Raw genomic sequence first — 26,814 nt, 5'->3', positions numbered from 1 at the left:
AACTGATGGTATTTCCATTCCACCAATAAATCCACTTTTTCTGCTTGTAATTTCAAGCACTTTATTTTTCACTTCTTTTGCAGCTTTTTTAACAGCGGCTCCAGTAACAAAGCTTTGTCTTGAAGCGTATGCACCTGTATCAAACGGAGTAATATCAGTATCTTGAGTAGAAATAACATTAACCTTTTCAATACCTATTCCAAGCATTTCAGCTACCATTGCACTAAAAATTGTATCACTTCCTTGTCCAATTTCAGTTGCACCAATTTGAAGTTGAACTGAGCCATCCTGATTCATTATAATCCTTGCTCCTGCTATTTCTAGTGATACAGGATATGTTCCAGAAAAATAACTAAAACATGCCATTCCTAAACCTCTTCTTTTGTTTCCAGTGATATTTTTATACCTTTCTTTTTTTTCATCCCATTTAATTAACTCTTTGCCTTTTTCAATACACTCTTTAACTCCAAAGGATCTAACCTTTATTCCACTTAATGGATCTTCATGGCCTAAACTTATTAAATTATTTCTTCTAAACTTTATTGGATCTATATTTAGTTTTATTGCAATATCATCAAGATGACTTTCTAAAGCAAAACAAACTTGTGGAATACCATATCCTCTCATTGCTCCTGCTGTAGGTAGGTTTGTATATACTGTAGTAGGTTTTACTTCAATAGCATTAAAATCATATAATGGCCTAAATTTACTTGCTGCACTCATTGCAATAGAATGCCCATGAGATGCATATGCACCATTATTCACCTGATTATTCATAGAAATAGCTAATAATTTTCCATCCTTAGATACAGCAGTTCTTATTTTATACTTCATAGCATGTCTTGTTCTTGTAGATGTAAAAACTTCCTCCCTATCTAATGAAAGTCTTACTGGTCTACCATTAACAGCTAAAGTCATTGCTGCTGTTAGTGGTTCAATTATGACATCTTGCTTATTACCAAATCCTCCACCAACGAAAGGTTTTATTACTCTAATTCTTCCTATTGGGATATTTAATGCCTGTCCTACAATTCTTCTTACTATATGAGGTGTTTGAGTTGATGTTACTATTACAATCCTATTATTCTCATCAACATATGCATATGCATTTTGACATTCTAATTGGCAATGTTGAACAATACTAGTTTCATATTCACCTTCAAATACGTAGTCAGCATTTTTAAATTCTTCATTTATATCTCCAATTTCTATCTTAGAAGAGGCTATAATATTATTGGGTTTATCTTCATGAATAATAGGGGCTCCTTCAGCTATTGCATCTTCTGTATTAAATACAGCATCTAAAATATCATAATCAACCTTTAAAAGCTTTAATGCTTTTTGTGCAATTATCTCATCTTTTGCAATTACAGCTGCAATTGCATCCCCTACATATCTTGCTTTATTAGTTAATATCAATCTATCTTCAACATCTCTATGATTTTTATCTAAAGAATAAGGATGACCTGCAGTTGCAAATCTTATGTTAGGTAAATCCTTATATGTTATTACAGCTTCAACTCCATCTAAACTTAAAGCATCATCTATAAATATATTTTTTATCTTAGCATGTGCATAAGTACTTCTAAGTACCTTTCCTACTAACATTTCTCTTTCAAAATAATCCTCAGCATATTTTGCTTTTCCTGTTACTTTGGCAATTGCATCAACTCTATTTACACTTTTCCCTAGTATCTTATATGACATTCTTTCACCTCACTTAAATTTTTTAATTATTTGATTTATATAATATGGCTTATATTATATAAATCAAATATTAGTAAAAATTCTTATATTCAAAAATTAAAAATAAGGTCTTCTTATAAATAATCCTTCTGATTTAAAAATATCTATAACAAATCTTAATTCAGTACAACCAAAATCCATTATTTTAATAGTCCAATCACTTATTTCAAGGCCTATTTTTAATTCATTAAATATTAAATCCATTCTTTTAGTAGGAATTGATAAATTATACATACAATCATCAATAAATCTATTAATATCATTATGATATTCTTCAAAGGATAAACTTTCTTCCTCATCATGGGATAACTTAAATATTTTATTATCATATAGATATAATTTACTTAATGCTAAAACAAATTTATTTAATACATTATAGCTATTATTATTCAGTATACTTTTCTCAAAATCAGTATATTTATTTAAATTATTAACTGTCCTTGGCAATATATCTATTGTATAAACTTCTCTATATTCTTTTTGTTCATAATTTTCGTTTAATAATTTTTGAAATAGTACTTTTATTGCTTTACTTTCTTTTACATTATTTTCATTCATAAAAAATCACCTCAATATTATTATTTACCTTTTATACATATATATTATTTCTAATTACACTTTATTTATAAACATAAAAAATAAGGTATTTCTAAACTTTCAAATTCAGAAATACCTTATTAAAATTAATCTTCCATATATTCTTTTCTTAAAACTTCTATTTCATTTTTATATCCATCAAGCTCATTAGGTGTTTCTAAGAAAAATGGTAAATGCTTAAGTTTTGGATGATTTATTATTCTACTTATTCCTTCAAGCCCTAAGCTTCCTTCCCCTATTTTTTCATGCCTATCCTTATGACTGTTAAATGGATTTTTACTATCATTTAAATGTATTGCTTTAAGTCTATCAAGACCAATAATCCTATCAAACTCTTCTAAAACATTATCTAAGTCATTTACGATATCATAACCAGCATCATAAACATGACAAGTATCTAAACATACTCCTAAATGATCCTTTAATTCAACTCTTTCTATTATTTGAGCAATTTCTTCAAAACTTCTACCTATTTCAGTACCTTTACCAGCCATTGTTTCTAATAAGACTGTAGTAGTTTGTTCTGGCTTAAGCACTGTATTTAGCATTTCAACTATATAATCTATTCCAACATCAACACCTTGCTTTACGTGACTTCCTGGATGGAAGTTATATAGATTATGTGGTAAATACTCCATTCTTAATAAATCATCTGCCATCATTTCAGTTGCAAATTTTCTAGTATTTTCATCAGCAGAACATCCATTTAAAGTATATGGTGCGTGAGCTAATACCTTAGCAAAGTTATTTTCTTTCATAATTTCTAAAAGTCCATTTATATCCTTTTCATCTATATCTTTAGCTTTTCCACCTCTAGGATTACGCGTAAAGAATTGAAAAGTATTTGCTCCTATTGCTAAAGCTTCTTTTCCCATATTCTTAAATCCTTTTGTTGTAGATAAGTGGCATCCTATGTTTAACATCTCTAATCCTCCAATAGTATAATTGTTATTAATATAAATATACTATATTATTACTTTAGTATCAACTAATAATTATTATTATATAATATTATCATCATAATCATAATTTTCTCTATTAATTTCTTTATTTAAAATTGACACCATAAATTCCTCTATATTAGAATACCCATAATCAGAAGCTAAATTCCTTAACATGTATTTTTCCTCTTCATCAACTTCTAATATAATTTCTGTTTTATATTGCTTATTGATTTTATCTTTTATCTTTTTCTCCATATCACTTTTTTCTTTTAAAACTAAATAAAAACCATAAATAATTAAAATACTATATAATACAATAAATAACTTATGTAAAATACTACTATAAAAAAAATCCATTATTAATCACTCCTCATAATTCTCTAACCATGGATCATAAATACATATTTTCTTTATATATTCTTCTATAGTAATATTCTCTTTAATAGCTTTTTCCCTTATCATTTTTTCATTTTCCTTAGAAAGTCTTAAAATTATAGTTTCAATCCTATTCCTCATTACCAACACCTCTTTATACTACTATATTATGTAGCACAATAAATTATTCTAATTTTATTGTTTACAATAAAAATGAAAAAAGAGAAATTATATTTCCACCAATCACCAAATTTCATCTTGAATATAATTTCTCTTTTTTCTATATCCAAATATTTAATCTTCCTTATAACAAATTATAGGAGTTCCAGCTTCAATATTTTCATAAATTTTTTTTGCTAGGTATTCTGGAGCATTAACACAGCCATGACTACCAGAAGTTTTATATATTTCCCCACCAAAATCACTTCTCCAACTTGCATCATGTATACCTATGTTACAATTAAAAGGCATCCAGTACTTTACATCTGAACTATAATTGCTCCCTTTTAACGTTGCATCTTTTTGCTTGTAATTTAAAATATAAGTTCCTTGCGGAGTTCCATTACCTCTACTTACATTGCCAGTTACAACATCACCCTGAACTATTAACTTCCCCTCTTTATAGAACCATAAACTTTGTGTAGTTAAATTTATTTCAACATAAGTGTTACCAATATCATCATCTCTTGGTCCAAGAGCAGTTTGCGTGTAAATAGGTTCTTTTTTTATTTCTTCACCATTTTTAATATTTTCAATTAAAGCTTCTTTTTCTTTTGTTTTATTAATCTTCCAACCATAATTACCACCTACTACATTTATAGTTTTTCCAGTAGTAGATTTAAAACTACGAGTTTTACCATATGTATCATATTTGCTACCTAATTCATTTATATATTTCTTAACTGCATCCTCATTGACAGATATATTCATTGATGAATCTACATCCAACCAAGTATTAATAATACTACCATCTAAAATCTCTATTTCGTTATCAAAAATATAGTATATTTTTGAATTCACATATTTATTTAATTCCTTTTGAGCTTGGATTACTTTTTCACTAGTTGAAGTAAACTTAGGATTTTCATATGCATTGATTTCATCCAAGTTAATACTTCTCTCACCTAATATTATAGAATTTAATATATAAGCATAAAGTAAATCCTTATTTACTTTATTACCATATACTTCTTTAATAATTTTATACTCTCCATTTTCATATTTGAAGCATGCATCTAATGGCTCAATAATATTTTCATTATTAAAACATCTTAACTTTTCAAATTCCTCCATTAATAGTTGCCTATCAAATGAATAAACTTCATTAATTATATATTTATTATTCAAAAAAATATTTATTAACCAAAGTGATGGATTTTGACTATCTTTTATTTCTTGAGCTTCATCACTTCCTTCATATTTAAAATTTATACTACTCCCTTCTATGTATTCTGTAATATTATCTCTTTCTTCTAATTTAATAACATAATTATAAGATTCTTTTAATAATAACTCATTTGCCTCATCAACGGTTTTACAGGAAACATTAATTCCATTAATATAAGTTCCAAAATAATAATGTTTATCAAAATAAATTGACATTAGCGCATAGATACTTGAAAACATTACTATAATTAATAACAATAAATAAAATTTCCCTCTAACTTTTTCATCTTTCATTTGCTCACACTTTCTCCTATATTATTGCTTGTACATTCTATTATTATGTAATTACTTAGTGATTTAAAACTAATATAGCTAAATAAAAAAAATCATGCTAAGAGAATACTCTTCATCATGATTTTTTACCCTTACATTAGTGAAGCTATCAACTTTAAAATCCTGCCACCAATTTAAAAAATTACATTAATATTTTTATATTCTTTTATAGTTATTTCTTTGCATTTATTTAAAGTTTTTATAAAATTATCTTCTATACTTTTCACACTATCCCCCAACGCTATTTATCAATCTTATCTTAGTAATTTGAATATGAAAAAAGCAGTAAATTTATACTATATTTACTGCTTTTATAAAAAACTAAATTAAATTATCATTACTTAATAAATTATATAATGTTGGTTCAAAACTAAATGTATCCATTAAATTTTTTACTTCAACTAGTGATTTCTCTTTTTTCTCTTTAGATATATTAGCTTTAGAAGCTCTTATTAATATATTTTTAGGAGAATGTGCAATATCAATAAATTCTAAAAGCTGTGTTTTATATCCAGCACACTCTAATAAATTGGCTCTTACACTATCTGTCATTAATGCAGCAACTCTTTCTTGAACTATTCCATACTTAGTTAATATTGAAAGTTCATTTGCTTTCATTTGAGCATTAAATTCATGCTGACAGCATGGAACTGAAAATATCATTTTACTATTCCATTTTATTGCATTATATAATGCATAATCAGTTGCAGTATCACAAGCATGTAATGTAATAACCATATCAACCTTATTGTTATATTTAAATCCATTAATATCGCCTAATTCAAAATGTAAATTGTCGTAATTATATCTCTTAGCTATTTCATTACATTTTTTAATTACATCTTCTTTTAAATCTAATCCAATCATCTTAACATTTATATTTTTAATTTTTACAAAATAATAATACAATACAAAAGTTAAGTAAGATTTACCACATCCAAAATCTAAAATTGTTAATTCTTTATAGTCATTTTTTTTAATTTCATCATCAATTATTTCAATAAATCTATTAATTTGCTTATATTTATCATACTTAGAATTAACTACTTTACCCTCTTTAGTAAATACCCCTAAATCTATAAGAGGTTCAATAATCATACCTTCCTTTAATATATAATTTTTTTCCTTATTATGTCCTTTTGCAATAATTTTAGAATTATCATTTTTCTTTCTACCTAAAAATATTTTTCCCTTCTTAGAGATCTTTAAATCAAATGTTTCGCTATCAGACCAAGCTGTCATTTGTTTATATCTACCCTCTATTAGTTCATATACTTTTTCATTTATTTCATCGATTTTTATATTTTCATGAAATACTTGTTTATCTGTAAACTTCTCTATTTGATAGAATTTATTTTTATTACTTTCTTTTAAACATATAGAAATTTTATTGTATTTTTCATCCTTTTTTATTTTATTACTTATTACTATCTTCATAATTTCTTTTTTAAATATTTCGTCTAATGTTCTTTTTAATTCTTCCATTTACATCTCACCTTATTATGTATAATATATAGTTATTTTAATTCATATAATACTATTTTACCAGTACTATTTATACTTATATAATTAGATTATTTTATATAAAGAAAAATAGCTAGTATATATTTTCTAATATACTAGCCATTTTTTACTTTAATAATTTTCTTTTATATTTTGAGCCTTATTACTTTTTCTATGCTTACATCCACAGTTATTTGCCTTTTTTTCTTTTTCTTGTTGACTACTACAGCAACAATCATGTTTTTCACTCATAGTTTTATCCTCCAATATAAAAATATGATTTGTAATATTAATAAATATTACAATATTATTTTCTTCATATTTGAATATATAATCCTATGAAATTTAAGTAGTCATTTCCATTTTTAGTTTAATATCTTTTTTATAATTTCATTTTTAATTGCAGTATATACATTATAAGATAAAGAAGCCTGCTGCTATAATTAAGTATACTGCAACTAATTGAGCTCCTTCTAGCCAATTTGACTCTCCATCTCCAGCAACTTTATTAGCTATTAATACTGTTACAATTAATGCTATTAATTCAAATTGATTAAATATTATAGTCATAGGTGTAAATAATAAACTTAAAAATACAAGAATAGGAGCAACAAATAATATTATTTGCAAACTTGAACCTATTGCTATTTCTATTGCCACATCCATTTTATTTTTTAGTGCCATAGAAATTGCTGTAGTATGCTCAGCTGCATTACCTATAATTGGTATTAAAATTATTCCAACAAAAGCTTCACTTAAACCAAGCTTTGTTGTAATTCCCTCTACTCCATCTACTAAAAATTCACTTTCTATAGCAATAAATATAGTTGATACTACTAAAATTACAATTGCTTTTTTTAAAGACCATTTTGCCTTTTCCTCTTCATTTTCGTATTTAACTGCATAAAGTTCTTTATGAGTAAAAAAAGAAAAAATTAAGCTAAAAATATATAATATAAACATTATAATAGAAACTGCTAAACTTAATCCTTCATATTTTGTATTTAATAAATCATTAGAAAAAGTATGAGTAAATACAGCCGGTATACATAATCCAATAACTGCAAATAAAAGCATACTAGATGTAACATCAACTACATTTTTATTAAACTTTTGAGTTTTATGTTTTATTCCTCCACATAGCATACTTGCTCCTAATACCAATAGGATATTTCCTATAATTGATCCTGATATTGAAGACTTTACAACTTCAAACAATCCTTGCTTTAAAGCAAAAAAAGAAATTATTAATTCTGTTGCATTACCAAAAGTAGCATTTAAAAATCCTCCTATTTTCGGCCCAGAATAAAAGGAAATTTCCTCCGTTCCTTCTCCCATTAATCCAGCTAGAGGAATAATAGAAAGAGCTGCTAAGATAAACATTACTGCTGATGAAAAGTTCATAAACTTACCTATAATACTAATTGGAATAAATATCAGCATAAATTTTAAAAATTTCATATATTTCACATCCACTTCATATCAATATATGTTGTATTTTCTCCAATTACTCCAATAATTATTATAAAAATAAACTTTAATAAAAAATAATCTCTCTAATGAAATATCATACTTAACTTGAATTAGTAGTTCTAAAAATAATTTTCCTAAATTAACTTTATCAATTAACTTAAAACTTAAATTTGAAATTAGTTGCTTAAAAATATTTTGTAACAATTTATATTAAAATTTATTTTATATTTAACCCCAATAGTCTGCTTAATTCTAAAGCTTGAATTGTTGTGACAGTTGTTCCATATACATTTGGTATATCTACATCAATTCCTGAAATCTCACATGTAGTTAAATCCATTTTTCCTAGGAAAGTTTTATTAAAAAATCCATTAGTTAAATCACAGTTTTCAAATACTGTTTTCTCAAATTTAACCTCTTGTAATATAGCCTCTGTCATATTACTTTCTATAAAGTTGACATTATTTATTTTACTAAAAGAAAAATTAGAGTATTTTCCTAAAATATTTTCAAATAAAACATTTTTAAAATTACATTCATCAAACCTTGCTCCAACAAGCTTACAATTAATGAACTGTGTTCTATGTACACTTCCTCCAATAAAGGAAACATTAGATAAATCACAATTTTTAAATACAGTATCTATTATGTCAACTCTTTCAAAATTGCAATCTATAAAAGTAATGTTATTAAAAACACAACTATCTATAGTTATTCCTGCATCATTTTTACTTTCAATATCGGTATTTTCTATAAGCTTATTTTGAATTTTTTCATTATAAATAAACTCTTCTCTTAAATCTATAATTTCTTCTACTTCATCTATGAACTTAGGATTTTGTATCTTAATTAACTTTGGCATAAAATTCTCTCCTCATCTATCTAACATAATAATTATTATATAGTATATTAGATATATTTAACATATAATAAGTACTAGATAATAAAAAACTCACAAATAGCAATAAAATCTTTTATCTCTACTTGTGAATTCTACATTTAAATATTTACTTTTTCCATACTCCTTGTTGCGATTAAATCAATTCCAGTATTCAATATATTTTTTATAATAATATCTCCACACTTAATTGGAGCTGTAACAGTAATGCTATTAATTACTTTCATAACTTCAAAGCTTAATTTTTTTGGTATTCCACTCTTTGTTTTTACTGGTAATACTGTAAAATCAGCTTCTTTAATTTTTACTGTAGAAGTAATAACTCTAACTGGATTAATAACCTCACTTAATCCGTATACTTCTCCCCTTTTACATGTATTACCACTCACCTTTTTATTTTTAACATCAACATTTAAATGACATCCCATAGGACAACATATACATATTAATTCTTCATTCATTTTATTCACCATCCTCTAAAGAAACTACTAAATCACCATTTACCTTCTCTAAAATAGATTTACTTATAATTACTTTCTCCATTTCTGAAGGTGCTAAATGCTTTCTGTTAAATTGTGCAATTACAGTTTCATCACATTTTACAACTATCTTTTTGTTAGTATAAATATTATCTACTCTCATTAACATTGTAAGATTATCTTCTACTGATTCAATATTTAACTTTTGCGGAACAACATATCTAATATTTTTCCCATTCTTAACATCTAAATAATTAGAATACTCTAATTCATTATTTAAGTATTTAGCAGCACTTTTTCCAGCTCTTTTAGCTTCTTCTGTAACAAAATCAACTAAATCATGCACATGAAGAACATTACCACATGCAAAAACTCCTTTTATTGATGTTTCCATACTTTCACTTACAATTAACCCATTAGTTCTTATATCTTTACTTATACCAGCCTTTGTAGAAAGTTCGTTTTCTGGTATTAATCCAACAGATAATAATAAAGTATCAACATCAAATTCAATTTCAGTACCTTTGATAGGTTTTCGATTTTTATCAACTTTAGCTATTATAACCTTTTCTAATCTATCTTTTCCTATGATATTTGTAACAGTATGTGATAAATATAGCGGTATATTATAATCATTTAAGCATTGAACTATATTTCTATTCAATCCATTAGAATATGGCATTAATTCAATGACCCCTTTTACCTTTGCGCCTTCTAATGTCATTCTTCTTGCCATTATAAGCCCTATATCACCAGATCCTAAAATCAACACTTCTTTGCCAGGCATATATCCTTCCATATTTATATATCTTTGAGCTGCACCTGCTGTTAATACCCCTGATGGTCTATCCCCTGGAATTGCAATTGCGCCTCTTGTTCTTTCTCTACATCCCATTGATAATACTATTGATTTAGCTTTAAGTATCATATATCCGTCAATAGTATTAATCGCATGTATATTTTTCTCATTATCTATTTCTAAAGCCATGGTATCTAATTTTACTTCAATATCTGTATCATTAATCATATCAATAAATCTCTCAGCATATTCAGGCCCTGTCAATTCTTCCTTAAATGTATGTAATCCAAAGCCATTATGGATACATTGATTTAAAATTCCACCTAACTCTTTATCTCTTTCTATTATTAATATTTTTTCTACTCCTTGTTTTTTAGCTTCATAAGCTGCTGCTAATCCTGCAGGTCCCCCACCTATTACAATCAAATCATAACACATTATATATCCCCCTACTTTGTTCTACCAAATAATATAGTTGAACCATCTTTTTCTAGTAATATATCTTCCATTTTTAGCTTTCGCTCTTTAGCTATAATTTCTTGAACTCTTGGTCCACAAAAACCACCCTGACATCTGCCCATTCCAGGTCTACATCTTCTTTTAACCCCATCTAAAGTAATACTTCCAAATGATCTGTTAATTGCATCTACAATTTCACCTTCTGTAATACCTTCGCATCTACAAATTATTCTTCCATACCTACTATCTTTTTGAATTAATTCTTTCTTTTTATCAACTGATAATTCCATAAAATTTATTATTTTCCTATTTGCATTAAAATTATCTTTTTTATTAAGTTTCAATCCTGCATCTACTAATATATTAATAATATCTGCTGCAATAGCTGGTGCTGAAGTTAAACCCGGTGATTTTATACCAGCAACATCAATAAATCCTCTTACCTCTTTATCTTCCCCTATAATGAAATCATCTTTATCACTTACTGCTCTAAGTCCTGCAAAAGTTCTTATACATTTTCTAAAGTCTAATTTCGAGCATGTATGTGTTGCATTTTCCCTTATATCTTCTAATCCTTCATTTGTAGTTTTTAATGATTCCTTATCATTAATATCACTAGCATTAGGTCCAATTAACAAATTACCATGAACAGTCGGTGTTATAAGAATACCCTTTCCTAACTTTGATGGGCAAGGAAATACTGTATGATTCACAAAACTTCCCATACTCTTATCCATTACATAATATTCACCTTTTCTTGGTTTAATTTTGAAGCTTTCTTTACAAATCATATTATGAATTTTATCGGCATATACTCCTGCCGCATTAATAACATATTTACTTTTAATTTCCTTATTATCTTTAGTTTTAATAATAAATTCTTTATTCTTAGTTATTGAAATAACTTCACTATTTAAACTAACTTCTCCTCCATTTTGAACAGCATTTTCCATTAATGCTATCGTATATTCAAATGGTCCTACTATTCCACCTGTCGATGCAAACAAAGCACCTTTAACCTCACTATTAATATTGGGCTCTCTTTTTAAAACATCTTCTTTATTTAATATTTTTAATCCCTTTACCCCATTTTTTTCTCCATTTTTGAAGAGGTTATTTATTGTTATTAAATCATCATTATTAAAAGCCAATACCAATGAGCCATTTCTCTTAAATGGAACATGTAACTCCTTACAAAGTTTATCAAACATTTCATTTCCTTTTACATTATACCTAGCCATCAATGTACCTTCATTTGGATCATATCCAGCATGAATAATTGCAGAATTTGCTTTCGATGTTCCCATTGAAACATCATTTTCTTTTTCAATTACAATAACATTCAAATTATATTTCGTTAATTCCCTAAATATAGATGCACCAATTACTCCTGCACCTATTATCGCAACATCATACATAAACTTCACCTCTTATTTTTTTACTTTTAAAAATCATTTTTTATATATTATAATATGAGTTTATTTTCAAACTTCATTCTTATTAAAATATTAAAAAAAGCCAAGCCAAAAACAAGGAAATTAATCCTCTGTTTTTGTGCTTGACTCTACTTTTCATACACTCATATTTAATACATGTACATCATACCACTAAAACCATATTTTATCAATTATTCTTCCCAGTTCATAGATCTTTTAACTGCCTTTTTCCACCCTCTATATAATGCTTCTTTTTTTTCATCCTCTAATTTAGGATTATACGATTCACTCGCATACCATCCATTTGCTATTTCTTCAGTGCTTTCAAAATATCCAACTGCAAGTCCAGCTAAATATGCAGCCCCTAAAGCTGTTGTTTCCGTAATTATTGGCTTGCAAACTTCGATATTTGATATATCAGATTGAAATTGCATTAAAAATTTATTTTTACTTGCACCACCATCCACCTTTAATACATTTATTTTATAACCAGTATCCTCTTCCATAGCATCTAATAAGTCTCTAACTTGATATGCAATTGATTCTAAAGCTGCTCTTATAATATGATTTTTATTTGCCCCCCTGGTTAATCCAAAAATAGAACCTCTTGCATACATATCCCAATATGGTGCACCGAGACCTACAAAAGCAGGAACAATATAAACGCCACCATTATCTTTTACTTTTTGAGCAAAATACTCTGAATCTTGTGCATCTGTAATCAATTCCATTTCATCTCTTAACCATTGAATTATTGCACCCCCCATAAAAACAGAGCCTTCTAATGCATATTGCACCTTTCCATTTAATCCTATAGCTATTGTTGTAATTAATCCATGCTTGCTTTCTATTAATTTTTCACCTGTATTCATCAATAAGAAACATCCAGTTCCATATGTATTTTTTGCATCTCCTTTATTAAATGCTGCTTGACCAAAAAGTGCTGCTTGCTGATCCCCAGCAATGCCCGCTATAGGAACTTGAACATTTCCTTTTCCCCCTAAATTAGCATATCCATAAACTTCTGATGAACTTTTAACTTCTGGCATCATAGATAATGGTATATTTAATTTGTTTAAAATGTTTTTATCCCACTTTAATGTTTTAATATTAAACAACATAGTTCTTGATGCATTTGTATAATCAGTTACATGAATTTTACCATTAGTAAGCTTCCAAAGTAACCATGAATCTACAGTTCCAAAAATCAATCTCCCTGATTCTGCCTTCTTTCTTGCCCCTTTAACATTATCTAATATCCATTTTATTTTTGTAGCAGAAAAATACGCATCTATTAATAGCCCTGTATTTTCTTTAATATATTTATCAAAACCATCTTTTTTTAATTCTTCACATATATCAGCAGTTCTTCTACACTGCCATACTATTGCATTATATATTGGTTCTCCAGTTACCTTATCCCATACAATAGTAGTTTCCCTTTGATTTGTAATTCCTATAGCTGCTATTTCTTCAGGTTCTACATTAGTCTTAGCTAAAACTTCTTGAAGAACACAATATTGGGATGACCATATTTCCATAGGATTATGTTCAACCCATCCTTCTTTTGGATATATTTGATTAAACTCCTTTTGTGAAACGCCATAAATATTTTGCTCTTTATCAAATATAATTGCTCTAGAACTAGTAGTTCCTTGGTCTAATGACAATATATATTTCTTCATACTTAATACCTCCTATATTACTTAATTAAACTTTTCTTAATACTTGATACACTTGTTGCATCTGCACTTAGTGCTAAAATAATATCTTCTTTATTATCAATTAGCCCACCAACAATAATAGGTTTATTAGTACAATTGTCTATTTTTTTATTACCTTTGGCATAACTCCTGGTAATATTTTAATATCATCACATTCTGAAATAATATTACTTCTGCTATTATTAAGTGGAATTGTATCAAAAAAACTTTGTATTGCAATCAATCCATGTAACTTTGCTGATGTAAAATACTAATTTTATTTTTTCCTTAACCTTATAATTTAATTGTTTACATGGTAATAATAGCATATGTTCTGCTATTCATAAAGCTATTATAGGTCTTATTATTAATAAAAAAGGATTATATTTCTTATTATTTTTAACATTTTATAATTCTAATAAAAAATATAATCCTATATTATTAACCTTATTTATTATTTTTGAACAATCAAATTTTTCAAATTTAACTCTAAAATATTTATTCCAAACTCTAACGCTCCATTTTTAGTACTTAAAGTACTTATATCTAATTTATCAAGCTTTATTCCATAAGTATCTGTACAATAAGCTTGTACTATTTTTTCTATATCAATCGTAAGTAGTTTATTTTTTAAAGACATTCCTTCAATATCATTTATAGATTTTGTTAGTAATGCAATCGAACCTTTAACCAATGGATTACTTGATGTTTTATTAGAAATTTTAAATTCATTTATTGTAATATAAATAACATTATTTTTAAAACTGCTTATACTCATAATTCCATTGAAATCAACATTTAATCCCATCAACTTATAAATCCCACTTATCTTCATTTCATTTCCTAATTCTAATGATTTGATAATTGTTTTATCTTGAAGTGATATTAACTTTAATATATCATCTTTTGACAAGTTTAAAATCAAATTTTGTAACTTCATATTTTACCTAACCCTTATATAAATTTATTATTCATTGAATTATATTCTTATAGTAAAATTAAATTCCTAAAATTTTGTTAATCAAGTATTAACATACACATCTTTTAATTGTAGAAATAAAATAATATATATACTATTTTCTTCCTTATTAAGAGGAGATGGTAAATTGAAAAACTTTAAAAGCATAAGTTTAGAGGATAAAGATTTATTTGAAAAGTATTTATGTAAAATTGATAATAGATCTTATGAATATTCTTTTGTAACACTTTATTTATGGAAGGATTTTTGCAAAATTGAATATTCTATTATAAATGATTGCTTAATAATAAAAAAAGAAACAAAAGATGGAGTATTTTTTATGATGCCTATTGGCTATGATAGGAATAAATTAGAAGAATTAATATTAACTTTAAAAAATTTAAGCCTCACCGATAATATTTACCTCTTTGGTGATATTGAAGATAATTTTGTTAATGTGCTAAAAGAATATACAAGTTTTCCTTTCAAAACAATCCAAAACAGAGACAACTTTGAATATGTATATTCAACTGATGAATTATTAAATTTGTCAGGAAAAAAGTATCATCAAAAGAAAAATCACTATAATTCATTTATAAAATCTTATAATTATATTATAAAATCGATAGATGATGAGAAAACTATTCAAGATTGTTTAGATTTAATAGAAAAGTGGCATAAAAACAAATATAAACTTTGCGAGGAATTACGTTATGAAACATTAGAAATAACTAATTTACTTCATAATCTGAATTATTTAAATTTGAAAAGTATTGCAGTTTATGTAAATAACAATCTTGTTGGATTTTCAATTGGTGAAATATTAAATGATACGGCCATCATCCATATTGAACGTTGTGATATAAATTATAAAGGCGTATATGCATTTATAAATAGAGAATTTATAAATAAGGATTTTAAAAATACGAAATATATTAATAGGGAAGAAGATTGTGGTTGTCCTGGATTAAGAAAGTCAAAACTTTCATATTACCCTCTATATTTATTAAAAAAATCATTAATAATAATTTAAAGGAAGCTGAAAATTCAGCTTCCTTTAATACTTTAATAATTATCTTAAAACAGCACCTAATTTATGCTCTAATGCTTTAAGAATTTTATCATGAACTTTAGCTATATCTTTATCTTCTAAAGTTTTCTTTTCATCTCTATATGCAATTGCATATGCTATTGACTTTTTACCTTCTGGAATTTGTGCTCCCTTGTATATGTCGAATAATTGAACTTTTTCTACTAAATTTCCACCAGCTTTTCTTATAGTTTCTTCTATTTCAGCAACTAATATAGAATCATCACATAATAATGCTATATCCCTTGTAACTGCTGGGAATTTTGGAAGCGCCTTATATGATTTATTCATATTTGAAGCTTCAAATAAGGCATCTAAATCAAGCTCTGCAACATAGCAATCAACATCTATTCCATAGTTTTCAATTACATCTGGATGAACTTCTCCAAATACACCTGCCTTTTTATTTCTTACCATAAGTGCAGCTGTTTTACCTGGATGGTAGCTTGGATTTTCACTTTCTCTAACATATTTAGCCTTAGCTATTCCTAATCCATCAATTACATTTTCAACTATTCCTTTAAGATCTAAATAATCACAATCTCCGTAAATACCAATAGTTAAAATATTCTTTTCAGTTGGTAATTTAGTTTCATCTTCATTTGGAATATACGTTCTTCCAATTTCAAATAATCTTACATAGTCATTATTTCTTGAATAGTTTCTTCCTAAAGATTCCATAATTGAAGGTAACGTAGTTGTTCTCATAACGCTATAATCTTCACCTAATGGATTTTTGATTTTAACTACATTTCTTAATTCGCTATTTGCAGGTATATTTACTTTATCAAATACCTTAGGCGATACAAATGAATAACTAATAGATTGGTTAATACCACTACCAACCATTATTTCAATAACCTTATCATTTAATAATTCATTTTTATGCTTTGGTTCTCTTTCAGTTGAAACCTTAAATATAGTTGTAGGAATCTTATCATATCCATAAATTCTTGCAACTTCTTCAGCAATATCTTCTTTTATAGCAATATCTATTCTAAATGTTGGAATAGTTATTACTAAATCATCACCATTTAATTCCGTCTTTAAATCTAATGAATCTAAAGCTTCTTTCATTTCTTCTTTAGAAATTTCTGTTCCTAGGAATTTGTTTATCCAATTAGAATCTACAGTTATAGAACCTTCTTCCTTAACATTATTATAAACGTCAATAGTACCTTCCATAACTTCACCACAGCCTAATTCACAAATTAAAGCACATGCTCTATCTATTGCAAGTTTAGCTAAGTTTGGATCTATATCTTTATCAAATCTTGAAGAACTTTCTGATCTTAAATTTAACTTTTTAGAGCTAACTCTTATGTTAGTTCCTTCAAAGTTTGCAGATTCAAAGATTACTTCTGTAGTATCATCTTGAATTTCTGAATTTAATCCACCCATTATTCCAGCTACAGCAACAGATTTAGAACCATCTTTAATCATTAAGATACTTGAATCTAATTCTCTTTCTATTTCATCTAATGTTGTGAATTTTTCGCCATCTAAAGCTCTTTCAACAACTATAGTCTTACTTTCTATTTGTCTTGCATCAAATGCATGCATCGGTTGACCTAGCTCTAACATAACAAAGTTAGTTATATCAACTATATTGTTTATAGGTCTAACACCTGCTTCTAAAAGTCTTTCTTGCATCCACCCTGGTGATGGTTCAACTTTAACATTTTTTACACCTTTAGCCATGTATCTTCTACATAATTCATCTCTAACTTCTACTTTTAGTTCATCATTAATATTAGCTGAACATTTAGCTTCGTAATTAAAGTTTGGCATTTTATACGATGTTCTTAAAGTTGCAGCAGTTTCTCTTGCCATACCAACCATGCTTAAGCAATCTGGTCTATTAGAAGTTATTTCAAAATCTAATATAGCCTTATTTAACCCTAAGTATTCTTTTATATCCATTCCTAATGGAGCATCAGCAGGTAAAATCATTAATCCATGAACTGGTTCATCTCCAGCTATTCCAAGTTCTTCTTCAGAACAGAACATACCGTTAGATACTACCCCTCTCATTTTACCTTTTTTAATTTCAGTTCCATCAGCTAAAATTGACTTATGTAGAGCAACTGGTACTATGTCTTGCTCCTTCATATTAGTAGCAGCTGTAACTATTTGTATTTCCTCATCTGCTCCTATATTAACTTGACAAACATTTAATCTATCAGCATCTGGGTGCTTTTCTATTTTTGTAATTTTACCAGTAACAACATTTTTTATGTTATCCCCTTGTATTATAACCTCTTCTAAAGCTGAACCTGAAAGAGTTAATTTATCTCCTAATGTATGTGGGTCTACGTTAACTTCAGCGTAGTCCTTTAACCAATTATATGGTACTTTCATATTACTTTACCTCCTAATTAAAATTGATTTAAAAATCTCATATCACTTTCGTATAATGCTCTTATATCATCAATTCCATACTTAAGCATAACCATTCTATCCACACCAAATCCAAAAGCAAATCCACTATATACTTCAGGATCAATTCCACAGTTTCTTAAAACATTAGGATGAACCATTCCACAACCTAAAATTTCAATCCATCCGCTTCCTTTACAAACTCTACATCCTTTTCCTTCACAAACGAAGCAAGTTGCATCCATTTCAGCTGATGGTTCAGTGAATGGGAAGTGATGTGGTCTAAACTTAGTTACAACCTTGTCTCCAAACATCTTTTTAGCAAATAACTCTAAAGTACCTTTTAAATCTGCAAAAGTAACTCCCTTATCGATTACTAATCCTTCCATTTGATAGAATATTGGTGAATGTGTAGCATCTACAGCATCTGATCTATATACCTTACCTGGAGATATCATCTTTATAGGTGGTTCTTGATTTTCCATTGTTCTAATTTGAATTGGTGAAGTTTGAGTTCTTAAAACTATATTATCATTAATATAGAAAGTATCTTGTTCACTTCTTGCTGGATGATCCTTTGGTATGTTTAAAGCTTCAAAATTATAATGATCAAGCTCAACTTCTGGACCATCTTCTATACTGAATCCCATTGAAATAAATATTTCTTTCATTCTTTCTAATGTTAAATCAAGAGGATGTCTCTTTCCTATAACTTGCTTCTTCCCTGGAAGAGATATATCAATTACTTCACTTGCAAGTTTAGCATTTTTTTCTTTAGTTTTGATTGCAGTTCCAACCTCTTCTAATTTTGCTTCAACTTCACTTTTAGCTTCATTAACTAATTTACCAACTATTGGTCTTTCTTCTGGTGTTAATGAACCCATACCTCTTAATATTGTAGTAAGCTCACCCTTTTTACCAAGGTATTTAACTCTTATTTCTTCTAATGCTCCACTATTTTCAGCAGCAGATATTTCATTAAAAGCAGCTTCTTTAATTGCTAATAATTTTTCTTGCATTGTTGTTCTCCCTTCTTACTTTAATAAAATTTTAATGGGCGTATTTATTTTTAATATCTTCATTTATTTATAAAAACTTAAATACTTTTATAAATTTTCCCATAAAAAAAGGATACCCTGCCCCACAAAGGGACGGAATATCCGCGTTACCACCCTAATTGATATGAAAAATAATTTCATATCCATCTTAATTAAATAACGGCTTCAACCGCTAACTACTACTATTACTTCACAGTTAGGACTCCTGAGGGAACTTCAATAAGATTCCATGTAAAAAGACTTCCAGTCTATGATCTTTTCTCCCTGAACACTTTCTCAAATTTACTTTCTCATTCACAGTCTTTAAATATTTATTTACAATTTATTATACAAATAACCAAGATTTTTTTCAATACCCAGTTTTAAATTAATTTTTACAAAGTTTTTGTCTTACTTTTTCGAATAAAATAATTGATGTTGCAACGCCTACATTTAAAGACTCTGCCCCACCAGGCATTGGAATCTTAACTTTCTTATCAGCTAGATTAAATATTTCATCACTTATCCCATTACCTTCATTTCCAACTGATAAAATTACTTTTCCACTTAAATCTTCATCAAAAAAGTTTTTTGATTCTTCTAGTGATGTTGCAACTAAGCTACAACCATCACTTTTAAGATTTTTCAAGAAACTTAAATCATTATCGTAAATAATAGGGACATAAAATATTGACCCCATAGTAGATCTTATTGTTTTATCATTATATATATCTACAGTACCCTTTGTTAATATTATTGCATTAACTCCTGCAGCATGGGCTGTTCTAATAATAGTTCCCAAATTGCCTGGGTCTTGAACCTTATCACATAATAAATAAAAATCCCCTTTTATATCTTTAATAGAGTTATTTATATTTACTACAGCTATAATACCTTGTGTATTTTCTGTAGAAACTAATTGTGAAAATAAATCATTTTTTAATTCATATATTTTTATATTATCCATATATTCTTGCAAATAATCATTTATTTTATCTTTTCCATGTTCATTTACAATTAAATACTCAATGTCACATTTAGCTTTAAATGCTTCTTGAACTAATCTAAAGCCTTCTATTATATATTTATTTTCTTTAGTTCTGTATTTTCTTTCTTTTAATTTTCTTGTATTTTTAAATAATGCGTTGTCTTTACTTTCAATAACTACCAACATTACACCTCTTATTTTTTTCTTACTAACATATCTTCTAAATTACTTAAATCATCTGTTGATCCTATTGCTACAATAATATCATCAGATGATAATACTTCTTCTGCCTTTGGTGAAATATCAATATTTTCACCCTTCTTTACAGCCATAATATTTATTCCGTAGCTACTTCTAAGCTTTAATTCTTTTAAAGTTTTACCATTCCATTCATTTAGTACCCTTAATTCCATAATACTATAATCTGGTGATAACTCTATAAAATCTAAAATACTTGCTGATACTAAATTATGAGCAACTCTTACTCCCATATCTTTTTCAGGTAATACTACCCTATCAGCTCCAATTTTATATAATACCTTTGCATGTAAATCGCTTTGTCCTTTTGCAATTATATACTTTACACCAAGCTCTTTAACTAATAAAGTAATCATTACACTAGCCTGAATATTTGATCCAATGGTTACTACAGCAACATCAAAATTTCTTAATCCTAATGTTCTTAATGCATTTTCATCAGTCGCATCCATTTGTACCGCATGTGTAACGCTATCTGATATTTCTTGTACTGAATCTTCGTCCATATCAATTGCTAAAACATCATGTCCTAGTGAATATAAAGTTTTAGCAACTGATTCTCCAAATCTACCTAATCCTATAACTACAAACTGTTTAGTATTTGCCATATTTATTCCCCTAACCTATTAAAATTTTTCCTTCTGGATATTTAATACCAGAGTTTACCTTTTTCCTTGTTATAGATAATACAACTGTTAAAGGACCCACTCTTCCTAAATACATCATCATTATTATTAGAACTCTTCCTACACTACTTAATTCTGGTGTTAAACCTAAAGTTAAACCTGCTGTTCCCATTGCTGAAACTGTTTCATAAAATAATGCTATAAAATTTGCACCTTTCTCTGTATATGATAATAGCATAGTGACAACAATAACTAAAGTAAATGCAACAAATAATAATGTAAATGCCTTATATACTAAATCTTTACTAAATCTTCTTTGGAATACTTCTGAATCCTCTCTTCCTCTTATTACTGAAATTACAGTTACAATTAAAACTCCTATTGTAGTAGTTTTTACCCCACCAGCAGTAGAACCAGGAGAACCACCAATAAACATTAAAATTATAGTTAAAAACTGTCCAGCTGTACTCATTCCTTCTGTAGAAATACTATTAAATCCAGCTGTTCTTGGTGTAACAGAAGCAAATAAAGAGTTCATTAATTTATCAATAAATGACATACCCGCAATAGTATTCTGATTATTATGCTCAAATAAAAACATTAATATAGCTCCGCCTACAACTAATGCAGCAGTCATTAAAATAACCATTTTTGAATGAATTGAAACGCGTCTTATACTTTTACATGTATATAATTCACTCCAAACTGTAAAACCTAATCCTCCTATCATTATTAATATAGAAATAACCATCATTACTACTATATTATTATTAAAAGACATTAAGCTATTTCCTTTTCCAAAAACATCAAATCCAGCATTACAAAAAGCTGAAATTGAGTGGAAAATACTATAAAAAATTCCTTTGCCCGGCCCAAACTGCGGTACAAATTGAGTTGACAATAATAATGCACCAAAAAATTGTACTGAAATAGTAAATATTAAAACATATCTAACCATTCTTACAAGTCCTTGAATATTAAATGTATTCATAGCATCTTGTAAAACTAATCTTTCTCTTAAGGTAATTTTTTTACCTAAAAGAATTGCAAGCAAAGTAGTAAAAGACATAAACCCAAGTCCACCAATTTCTATAAGAATCATAATTACCGTTTGTCCAAACATGTTCCAATAGCTCCCAGTATCCACTACAACTAATCCAGTAACACATACAGCTGATGTTGAAGTAAATAGTGCATCTAAAAAATCTGTACTTTCTCCACTAACACTAGAAATCGGAAGAGTAAGTATTATTGCTCCTACTAAAATTACTACCATAAAGCCTAAAGCTAATATCTGCACTCCTTTTAATTTTATATTTTTTTTAAAATTCCATTTCATTGCTCCACCTCCTAATTATAAAAATCATAATATTATTTTGTTCTATTCTTTTCTTTTTATTATTTAAAAGTTCATCATGTATTTTACCACCTTTAATTAACTTTTCATAGTTATTCCACGGTAAATTTTATACTATTTTATACTTTTAACAATAACAATCTTCTACTATTTACCCAATACTTGATTATTACTTAATTTTTCTAATGTAAAGCTAAAGAATAAAATTTAAATTACACTAATATTTAATTAATATTTTTTTATTATAATCATATTTAAATGATAAAAGGGTTGTTTATAAAATAATACAACCCTAAATTTTCAATTTTATTATTAACTTTTAAATTTTCAATTTTGATGTTTCACAATTTGTACATCCTGTACAATAAAAAACTCTATCCCCAAATACATTTACTATAGTTTCTATAAATTCTGCATTTAGACAATTTTCTTTGTGATGTATAATTACTTGCTTTGGTGCATTAGTTATTAAACCACTAATAATAATATCTTCTATTTTAGCTTCAGTATCAATTTTACATTCTGATAATTCTTTCATAAACTCATTAAAAATGTCATTTCCATATCCGTCTTTTAATTCATATCCCCCACCTTGGTGGATATAAATATTAATTTTTTCTATTTTACTTTCTTGTATATCCACAAAGTATTTCAATAGTTTTACAAACTCCTTATATTCCTTTTCTACCATGTACTCTTCTACTACTTTATCTATAATTTCTTCTATATCCTCTCTTAACTCTTTCATTCTAAATGTAATAAAGCCTTTAATATTAATTTCTTCATTTTCTTCAAGACAAGTTTTTATCTTTTCAATTATTGAATTTATTTTACTAATACAGAAAATCATTTTTTCATCTTTTAAATTTTCTTCACTTCTTAAAACCTTCATGATCATTTCTTCAACTTCTAATATTTCTTCTTGTTTTAAGAAGAAATAAGTTTCTGTCAAAAAATTAAAAAGTTCTTTTTCTCTGTATTTTTCAATTACTATATTATATAAAATATTACTTATATATAAATATATCATTCTTTTAATTTTCTCATTATAACACTCTTCATCGCACATAACCTTTATCAAATGTGAACTTCCTTCTCCACTCTCCACAAGACCTATAGTTATATTTTTCTTTTTTAGTATTTCTCTTAACTCTTGTAATTCATGGACTAAATCTATTTCATCATTATGCACTATCTTCATCACAAGCATGGATTTCACTCCTTTCTTAATATTAGTATGTATTAAAATTTTTTCTATATACTAAGTTGAGTGTACACTTATTATAAAATATTGATTTTTTTATGAATATTTTATATCTTATAATAAATACATTTATATCAAGGAGAAAAATAATGATAAGTTTTGTTGATTATAGAACCTCATTTGATGAAATTAATTCATTAAAAAATATGAATTATGAAGTAATTAAAATTCCTCGTGCTGATAATCTCTATTCAGCTATTGATGGTCATGTTGATATACAGTTAAATATTTTAAGCAAAAAAAATAAGACCGTAATTATAAATAAAGATATTAATAATAATTTTAAAAAATTATTAAATGAAAAAAATATTAAATACATAAATAGTTCTTCTTCATTACATGAAAATTATCCAAATAACATATCACTAAATGCTTATATTTCTGAAAAATATTTAATTCATAACTTAAAGTATACCGATAATGAACTTTTAAACTATTGTAAGGACAAAAAGCATATAAATATTAAACAAGGATATTCAAAATGCTCTATATTACCTCTAAGAGAAGATGCTATCATAACTAATGATGCTGGAATTTATAAAGCTTTAACTAAAATAAACTTTGATGTATTACTAATTCCATTTGGAGATATTGAACTCCCTGGACTTAATTATGGATTTATCGGTGGTGTTGGAGGTATGATTTCCGATGATTGCATGGCGTTCTTCGGATCCTTAGAACACTATGCCTTTGGTTCGATGGTCAAAGAATTTCTATATAAATATGATATAAAGCCATTATATCTAAGAAATAGTAAACTCTTTGATAGGGGAAGTTTATTAGTTTTATAATCTCTTATATAATACGTATATATAATTAAATTGTTGATTATTATTTATATTTTCTCAATTCTAATAAATTTTATTTTATGAATATTTTTATAGACATTAGCATATATTAAAGTATAAGTGATTTGGCGCTATAGCCAAGTGGTAAGGCAGAGGTCTGCAAAACCTTTATTCCCCAGTTCAAATCTGGGTGGCGCCTTTTTTACTATAAAAAATAAATAACCATAAGCTATAACTCTTTAACTAAAAAAATAAAACCAAGTAGTAAAATACTTGGTTTTATTTTTTTAGTTATTTAGTAATCTTTGATAATAGCTCTCCAATTTCTTCTTTCTCAAATACATATGTCTTGTTACAGAAGTGACATTTTAATTCTTCATTTTTTCCATCTTCATATATTTCTCTTAGATCTTTTTCTCCAATAGAAATTAAAGCTTTTTCTACTTTTTCTCTTGAACAATTACAATTAAATTCAGGTGTTATTTCTTCAAGTATTTTTAAATCCATGTCTCCAAAAATATACTCTAGTATATCATCCATGCTCTTTCCTTCATCTAACATTGTTGTTAAAGACGGAATTTCCTCTAATCTATAAGTTATTATATCAGCTAAAAATTCATCTGCTCCTGGTAACATTTGAATTATGAATCCACCAGCTACCTTAATAGAATAATCCTTATCTACTAAAACTCCTAATGAAACAGCTGATGGTGTTTGTTCAGAAACAGTGAAATAATATGCTAAATCTTCAGCAATTTCACCAGAATGTATTGGTACTTGACCAACATATGGATCTTTCATACCTAAATCTTTAATAACCATAAGTGTTCCATTTTTACCTACATATCCACCAACATCAAGCTTTCCATTTGCATTTAACGGTAAATCACCATAAGGATTTCCAATATACCCCTTTACTTTAGCACCTTCATAAGCAGTTACAACTACTCCTTCTGCATCTCCGCCACCATTTATTCTTAAAGTCATTACTTCATTTTCAGACTTTAATGTAGCTCCTAATAAAGCCCCTGCTGTTAACATTCTCCCTAATGCTGCTGAAGCTACTGGCGTACATTCATGTATAACTCTTGCATCTTCTACTAAATTAGTAGTTGTTCCTGCAATTATTCTTACCATTCCATCTTTAGCTACTGCTCTAATTATTTTATCGCTCATATTTGACCTCCAACTATTGAATTTTCTTTACAACATATACTATTCTCTCACTATTTGCTTGTACATTATCATTAGAATATCCATCAAATTTATTAATAACCTTAAAATCTAACTCTTCTAAGATACTTTCTAACTGAGACTCTTTATAAGCCCTTTCAAGATGTTCTTCTTCAAATCTTTCATATAATTCTCCCTTTTTAACAAAGAAAGTTAAAAACATGGATAATAAGTCATCTTCAAAAACATTTTCCCAAGTATAAAAGACATCTTCCTCACTATATGTATAAATATTATTACCTAGTATCTCTGATAATTTATAATACGAATTAACATCAAATATAAATAATCCGTCATCTTTTAAATGTTCATATACACCTTTAAAATAGTTTTTTAAACCCTCTATATCTGTTACATAATTTGTAGAATCTAATACCGAAGTAATTAAATCAAACTTTCTATTTAAAGAAAGCTCGGTCATGTCTTGACAGATTATCTTACCTTTAATACGTTCACTTTTTAACTTATCAAAAGCCTCTCTAAGCATATCTTCAGATAAATCTACTCCGTAAATATTTTTAAAATGTTTTGCTATTCTTACTGTAACATTACCTGTACCACATGCTATATCTAAATAATCATTAAATTCTATATTACTTTCATCACAAATTCTTAATATACAATCTACCATTTCATCATAATTTATATCTTCATTTATTAATTCATCATATATCTTTGCAAATTCTCCATAAGCCATAATATCCC

General features: G+C 27.2%; 23 protein-coding genes, 1 tRNA gene, 1 pseudogene and 1 other annotated feature (1 of these 26 only partly in view). Of the genes and pseudogenes, 3 read left to right on the top strand and 22 right to left on the bottom strand.

What is annotated here, in order from left to right; all coding sequences use genetic code 11:
- From xdhA to I4V63_RS00490, 14 genes and pseudogenes are all read right to left on the bottom strand, one after another.
- Positions 1-1,707: pseudogene (gene xdhA, locus I4V63_RS00565) on the bottom strand (xanthine dehydrogenase molybdenum-binding subunit XdhA) (it extends 641 nt beyond the left edge of the window).
- A 96-nt stretch (positions 1,708-1,803) separates the two neighbouring features.
- The gene (locus tag I4V63_RS00560; RefSeq protein WP_195999365.1) at positions 1,804-2,304 is read right to left on the bottom strand and encodes a hypothetical protein; all 501 of its coding nucleotides are present in this window, start codon (positions 2,302-2,304) and stop codon (positions 1,804-1,806) included.
- 125 nt (positions 2,305-2,429) lie between these two features.
- Complete coding sequence (locus I4V63_RS00555) at positions 2,430-3,266, bottom strand: deoxyribonuclease IV (protein WP_195999364.1); 837 nt, start codon at positions 3,264-3,266, stop codon at positions 2,430-2,432.
- Between the two features lie 78 nt (positions 3,267-3,344).
- Entirely contained in the window at positions 3,345-3,644 is a 300-nt protein-coding gene (locus I4V63_RS00550) for a hypothetical protein (RefSeq protein ID WP_195999363.1), read from the bottom strand.
- Between the two features lie 6 nt (positions 3,645-3,650).
- Entirely contained in the window at positions 3,651-3,803 is a 153-nt protein-coding gene (locus I4V63_RS00545) for a hypothetical protein (RefSeq protein ID WP_195999362.1), read from the bottom strand.
- A gap of 153 nt (positions 3,804-3,956) precedes the next feature.
- Positions 3,957-5,342 (bottom strand): peptidoglycan binding domain-containing protein, encoded by a 1,386-nt coding sequence (locus tag I4V63_RS00540; RefSeq protein WP_195999361.1) that lies wholly within the window; start codon positions 5,340-5,342, stop codon positions 3,957-3,959.
- A 360-nt stretch (positions 5,343-5,702) separates the two neighbouring features.
- Entirely contained in the window at positions 5,703-6,866 is a 1,164-nt protein-coding gene (locus I4V63_RS00535) for an SAM-dependent methyltransferase (RefSeq protein WP_195999360.1), read from the bottom strand.
- 432 nt (positions 6,867-7,298) lie between these two features.
- A complete protein-coding gene (gene cax, locus I4V63_RS00530; protein ID WP_195999359.1) occupies positions 7,299-8,345 on the bottom strand; it encodes a calcium/proton exchanger in 1,047 nt (348 codons plus the stop codon).
- Between the two features lie 229 nt (positions 8,346-8,574).
- Entirely contained in the window at positions 8,575-9,219 is a 645-nt protein-coding gene (locus tag I4V63_RS00525) for a pentapeptide repeat-containing protein (RefSeq protein ID WP_195999358.1), read from the bottom strand.
- Positions 9,220-9,356: 137 nt separating this feature from the next.
- The gene (locus I4V63_RS00520) at positions 9,357-9,716 is read right to left on the bottom strand and encodes a DUF1667 domain-containing protein (protein ID WP_195999357.1); all 360 of its coding nucleotides are present in this window, start codon (positions 9,714-9,716) and stop codon (positions 9,357-9,359) included.
- A 1-nt stretch (position 9,717) separates the two neighbouring features.
- Positions 9,718-10,971, bottom strand: coding sequence for an FAD-dependent oxidoreductase (locus I4V63_RS00515; RefSeq protein WP_195999356.1), 1,254 nt, complete (start codon positions 10,969-10,971; stop codon positions 9,718-9,720).
- Between the two features lie 11 nt (positions 10,972-10,982).
- Entirely contained in the window at positions 10,983-12,410 is a 1,428-nt protein-coding gene (locus I4V63_RS00510) for an NAD(P)/FAD-dependent oxidoreductase (RefSeq protein WP_195999355.1), read from the bottom strand.
- A gap of 209 nt (positions 12,411-12,619) precedes the next feature.
- Entirely contained in the window at positions 12,620-14,113 is a 1,494-nt protein-coding gene (gene glpK, locus I4V63_RS00505) for a glycerol kinase GlpK (protein WP_195999354.1), read from the bottom strand.
- A 472-nt stretch (positions 14,114-14,585) separates the two neighbouring features.
- The gene (locus I4V63_RS00490; protein ID WP_195999352.1) at positions 14,586-15,071 is read right to left on the bottom strand and encodes a hypothetical protein; all 486 of its coding nucleotides are present in this window, start codon (positions 15,069-15,071) and stop codon (positions 14,586-14,588) included.
- A 166-nt stretch (positions 15,072-15,237) separates the two neighbouring features.
- On the opposite strand from I4V63_RS00490, the gene I4V63_RS00485 reads away from it, so the two are divergent.
- On the top strand, positions 15,238-16,122 hold the full coding sequence (locus I4V63_RS00485; RefSeq protein ID WP_195999351.1) for a phosphatidylglycerol lysyltransferase domain-containing protein: 885 nt from the start codon (positions 15,238-15,240) through the stop codon (positions 16,120-16,122).
- A 39-nt stretch (positions 16,123-16,161) separates the two neighbouring features.
- On the opposite strand, the gene pheT is transcribed toward I4V63_RS00485, so the two are convergent.
- The 6 genes from pheT to ytxC all read right to left on the bottom strand — a co-directional run bounded on the left by pheT (position 16,162) and on the right by ytxC (position 24,034).
- Positions 16,162-18,540, bottom strand: a complete 2,379-nt coding sequence (gene pheT / locus I4V63_RS00480) for a phenylalanine--tRNA ligase subunit beta (protein WP_195999350.1) — start codon at positions 18,538-18,540, stop codon at positions 16,162-16,164.
- A 17-nt stretch (positions 18,541-18,557) separates the two neighbouring features.
- Positions 18,558-19,577, bottom strand: coding sequence for a phenylalanine--tRNA ligase subunit alpha (gene pheS, locus I4V63_RS00475; RefSeq protein ID WP_042401310.1), 1,020 nt, complete (start codon positions 19,575-19,577; stop codon positions 18,558-18,560).
- A gap of 125 nt (positions 19,578-19,702) precedes the next feature.
- Positions 19,703-19,923: a binding site (T-box leader), on the bottom strand.
- 60 nt (positions 19,924-19,983) lie between these two features.
- Positions 19,984-20,766, bottom strand: coding sequence for an RNA methyltransferase (locus I4V63_RS00470; protein WP_195999534.1), 783 nt, complete (start codon positions 20,764-20,766; stop codon positions 19,984-19,986).
- Positions 20,767-20,777: 11 nt separating this feature from the next.
- Positions 20,778-21,449, bottom strand: coding sequence for a TrkA family potassium uptake protein (locus I4V63_RS00465; RefSeq protein ID WP_195999349.1), 672 nt, complete (start codon positions 21,447-21,449; stop codon positions 20,778-20,780).
- Between the two features lie 10 nt (positions 21,450-21,459).
- Entirely contained in the window at positions 21,460-22,806 is a 1,347-nt protein-coding gene (locus I4V63_RS00460; protein WP_195999348.1) for a TrkH family potassium uptake protein, read from the bottom strand.
- A gap of 337 nt (positions 22,807-23,143) precedes the next feature.
- Positions 23,144-24,034, bottom strand: coding sequence for a putative sporulation protein YtxC (ytxC, locus tag I4V63_RS00455; protein WP_195999347.1), 891 nt, complete (start codon positions 24,032-24,034; stop codon positions 23,144-23,146).
- Positions 24,035-24,177: 143 nt separating this feature from the next.
- Here ytxC and I4V63_RS00450 point away from each other — a divergent pair, with 143 nt between their 5' ends.
- Together I4V63_RS00450 and I4V63_RS00445 are read left to right on the top strand one after the other, a co-directional pair.
- On the top strand, positions 24,178-24,879 hold the full coding sequence (locus I4V63_RS00450; RefSeq protein WP_195999346.1) for a DUF6873 family GME fold protein: 702 nt from the start codon (positions 24,178-24,180) through the stop codon (positions 24,877-24,879).
- A gap of 124 nt (positions 24,880-25,003) precedes the next feature.
- Positions 25,004-25,075: transfer RNA gene (locus I4V63_RS00445), tRNA-Cys, on the top strand.
- A gap of 92 nt (positions 25,076-25,167) precedes the next feature.
- Here I4V63_RS00445 and hslO read toward each other — a convergent pair.
- Complete coding sequence (gene hslO, locus I4V63_RS00440; protein WP_195999345.1) at positions 25,168-26,052, bottom strand: Hsp33 family molecular chaperone HslO; 885 nt, start codon at positions 26,050-26,052, stop codon at positions 25,168-25,170.
- A 13-nt stretch (positions 26,053-26,065) separates the two neighbouring features.
- Positions 26,066-26,806 (bottom strand): class I SAM-dependent methyltransferase, encoded by a 741-nt coding sequence (locus I4V63_RS00435; RefSeq protein WP_195999344.1) that lies wholly within the window; start codon positions 26,804-26,806, stop codon positions 26,066-26,068.
- Positions 26,807-26,814: the final 8 nt, after the last annotated feature.

The sequence above is a fragment of the Clostridium sp. 1001271B_151109_B4 genome (genome assembly GCF_015670405.1).
In the GTDB taxonomy this organism is placed as follows: Bacteria; Bacillota; Clostridia; order Clostridiales; family Clostridiaceae; genus Clostridium.
Note: the sequence above shows the minus strand (reverse complement) of the source record. Positions and strands in the feature narration are given on the sequence as shown.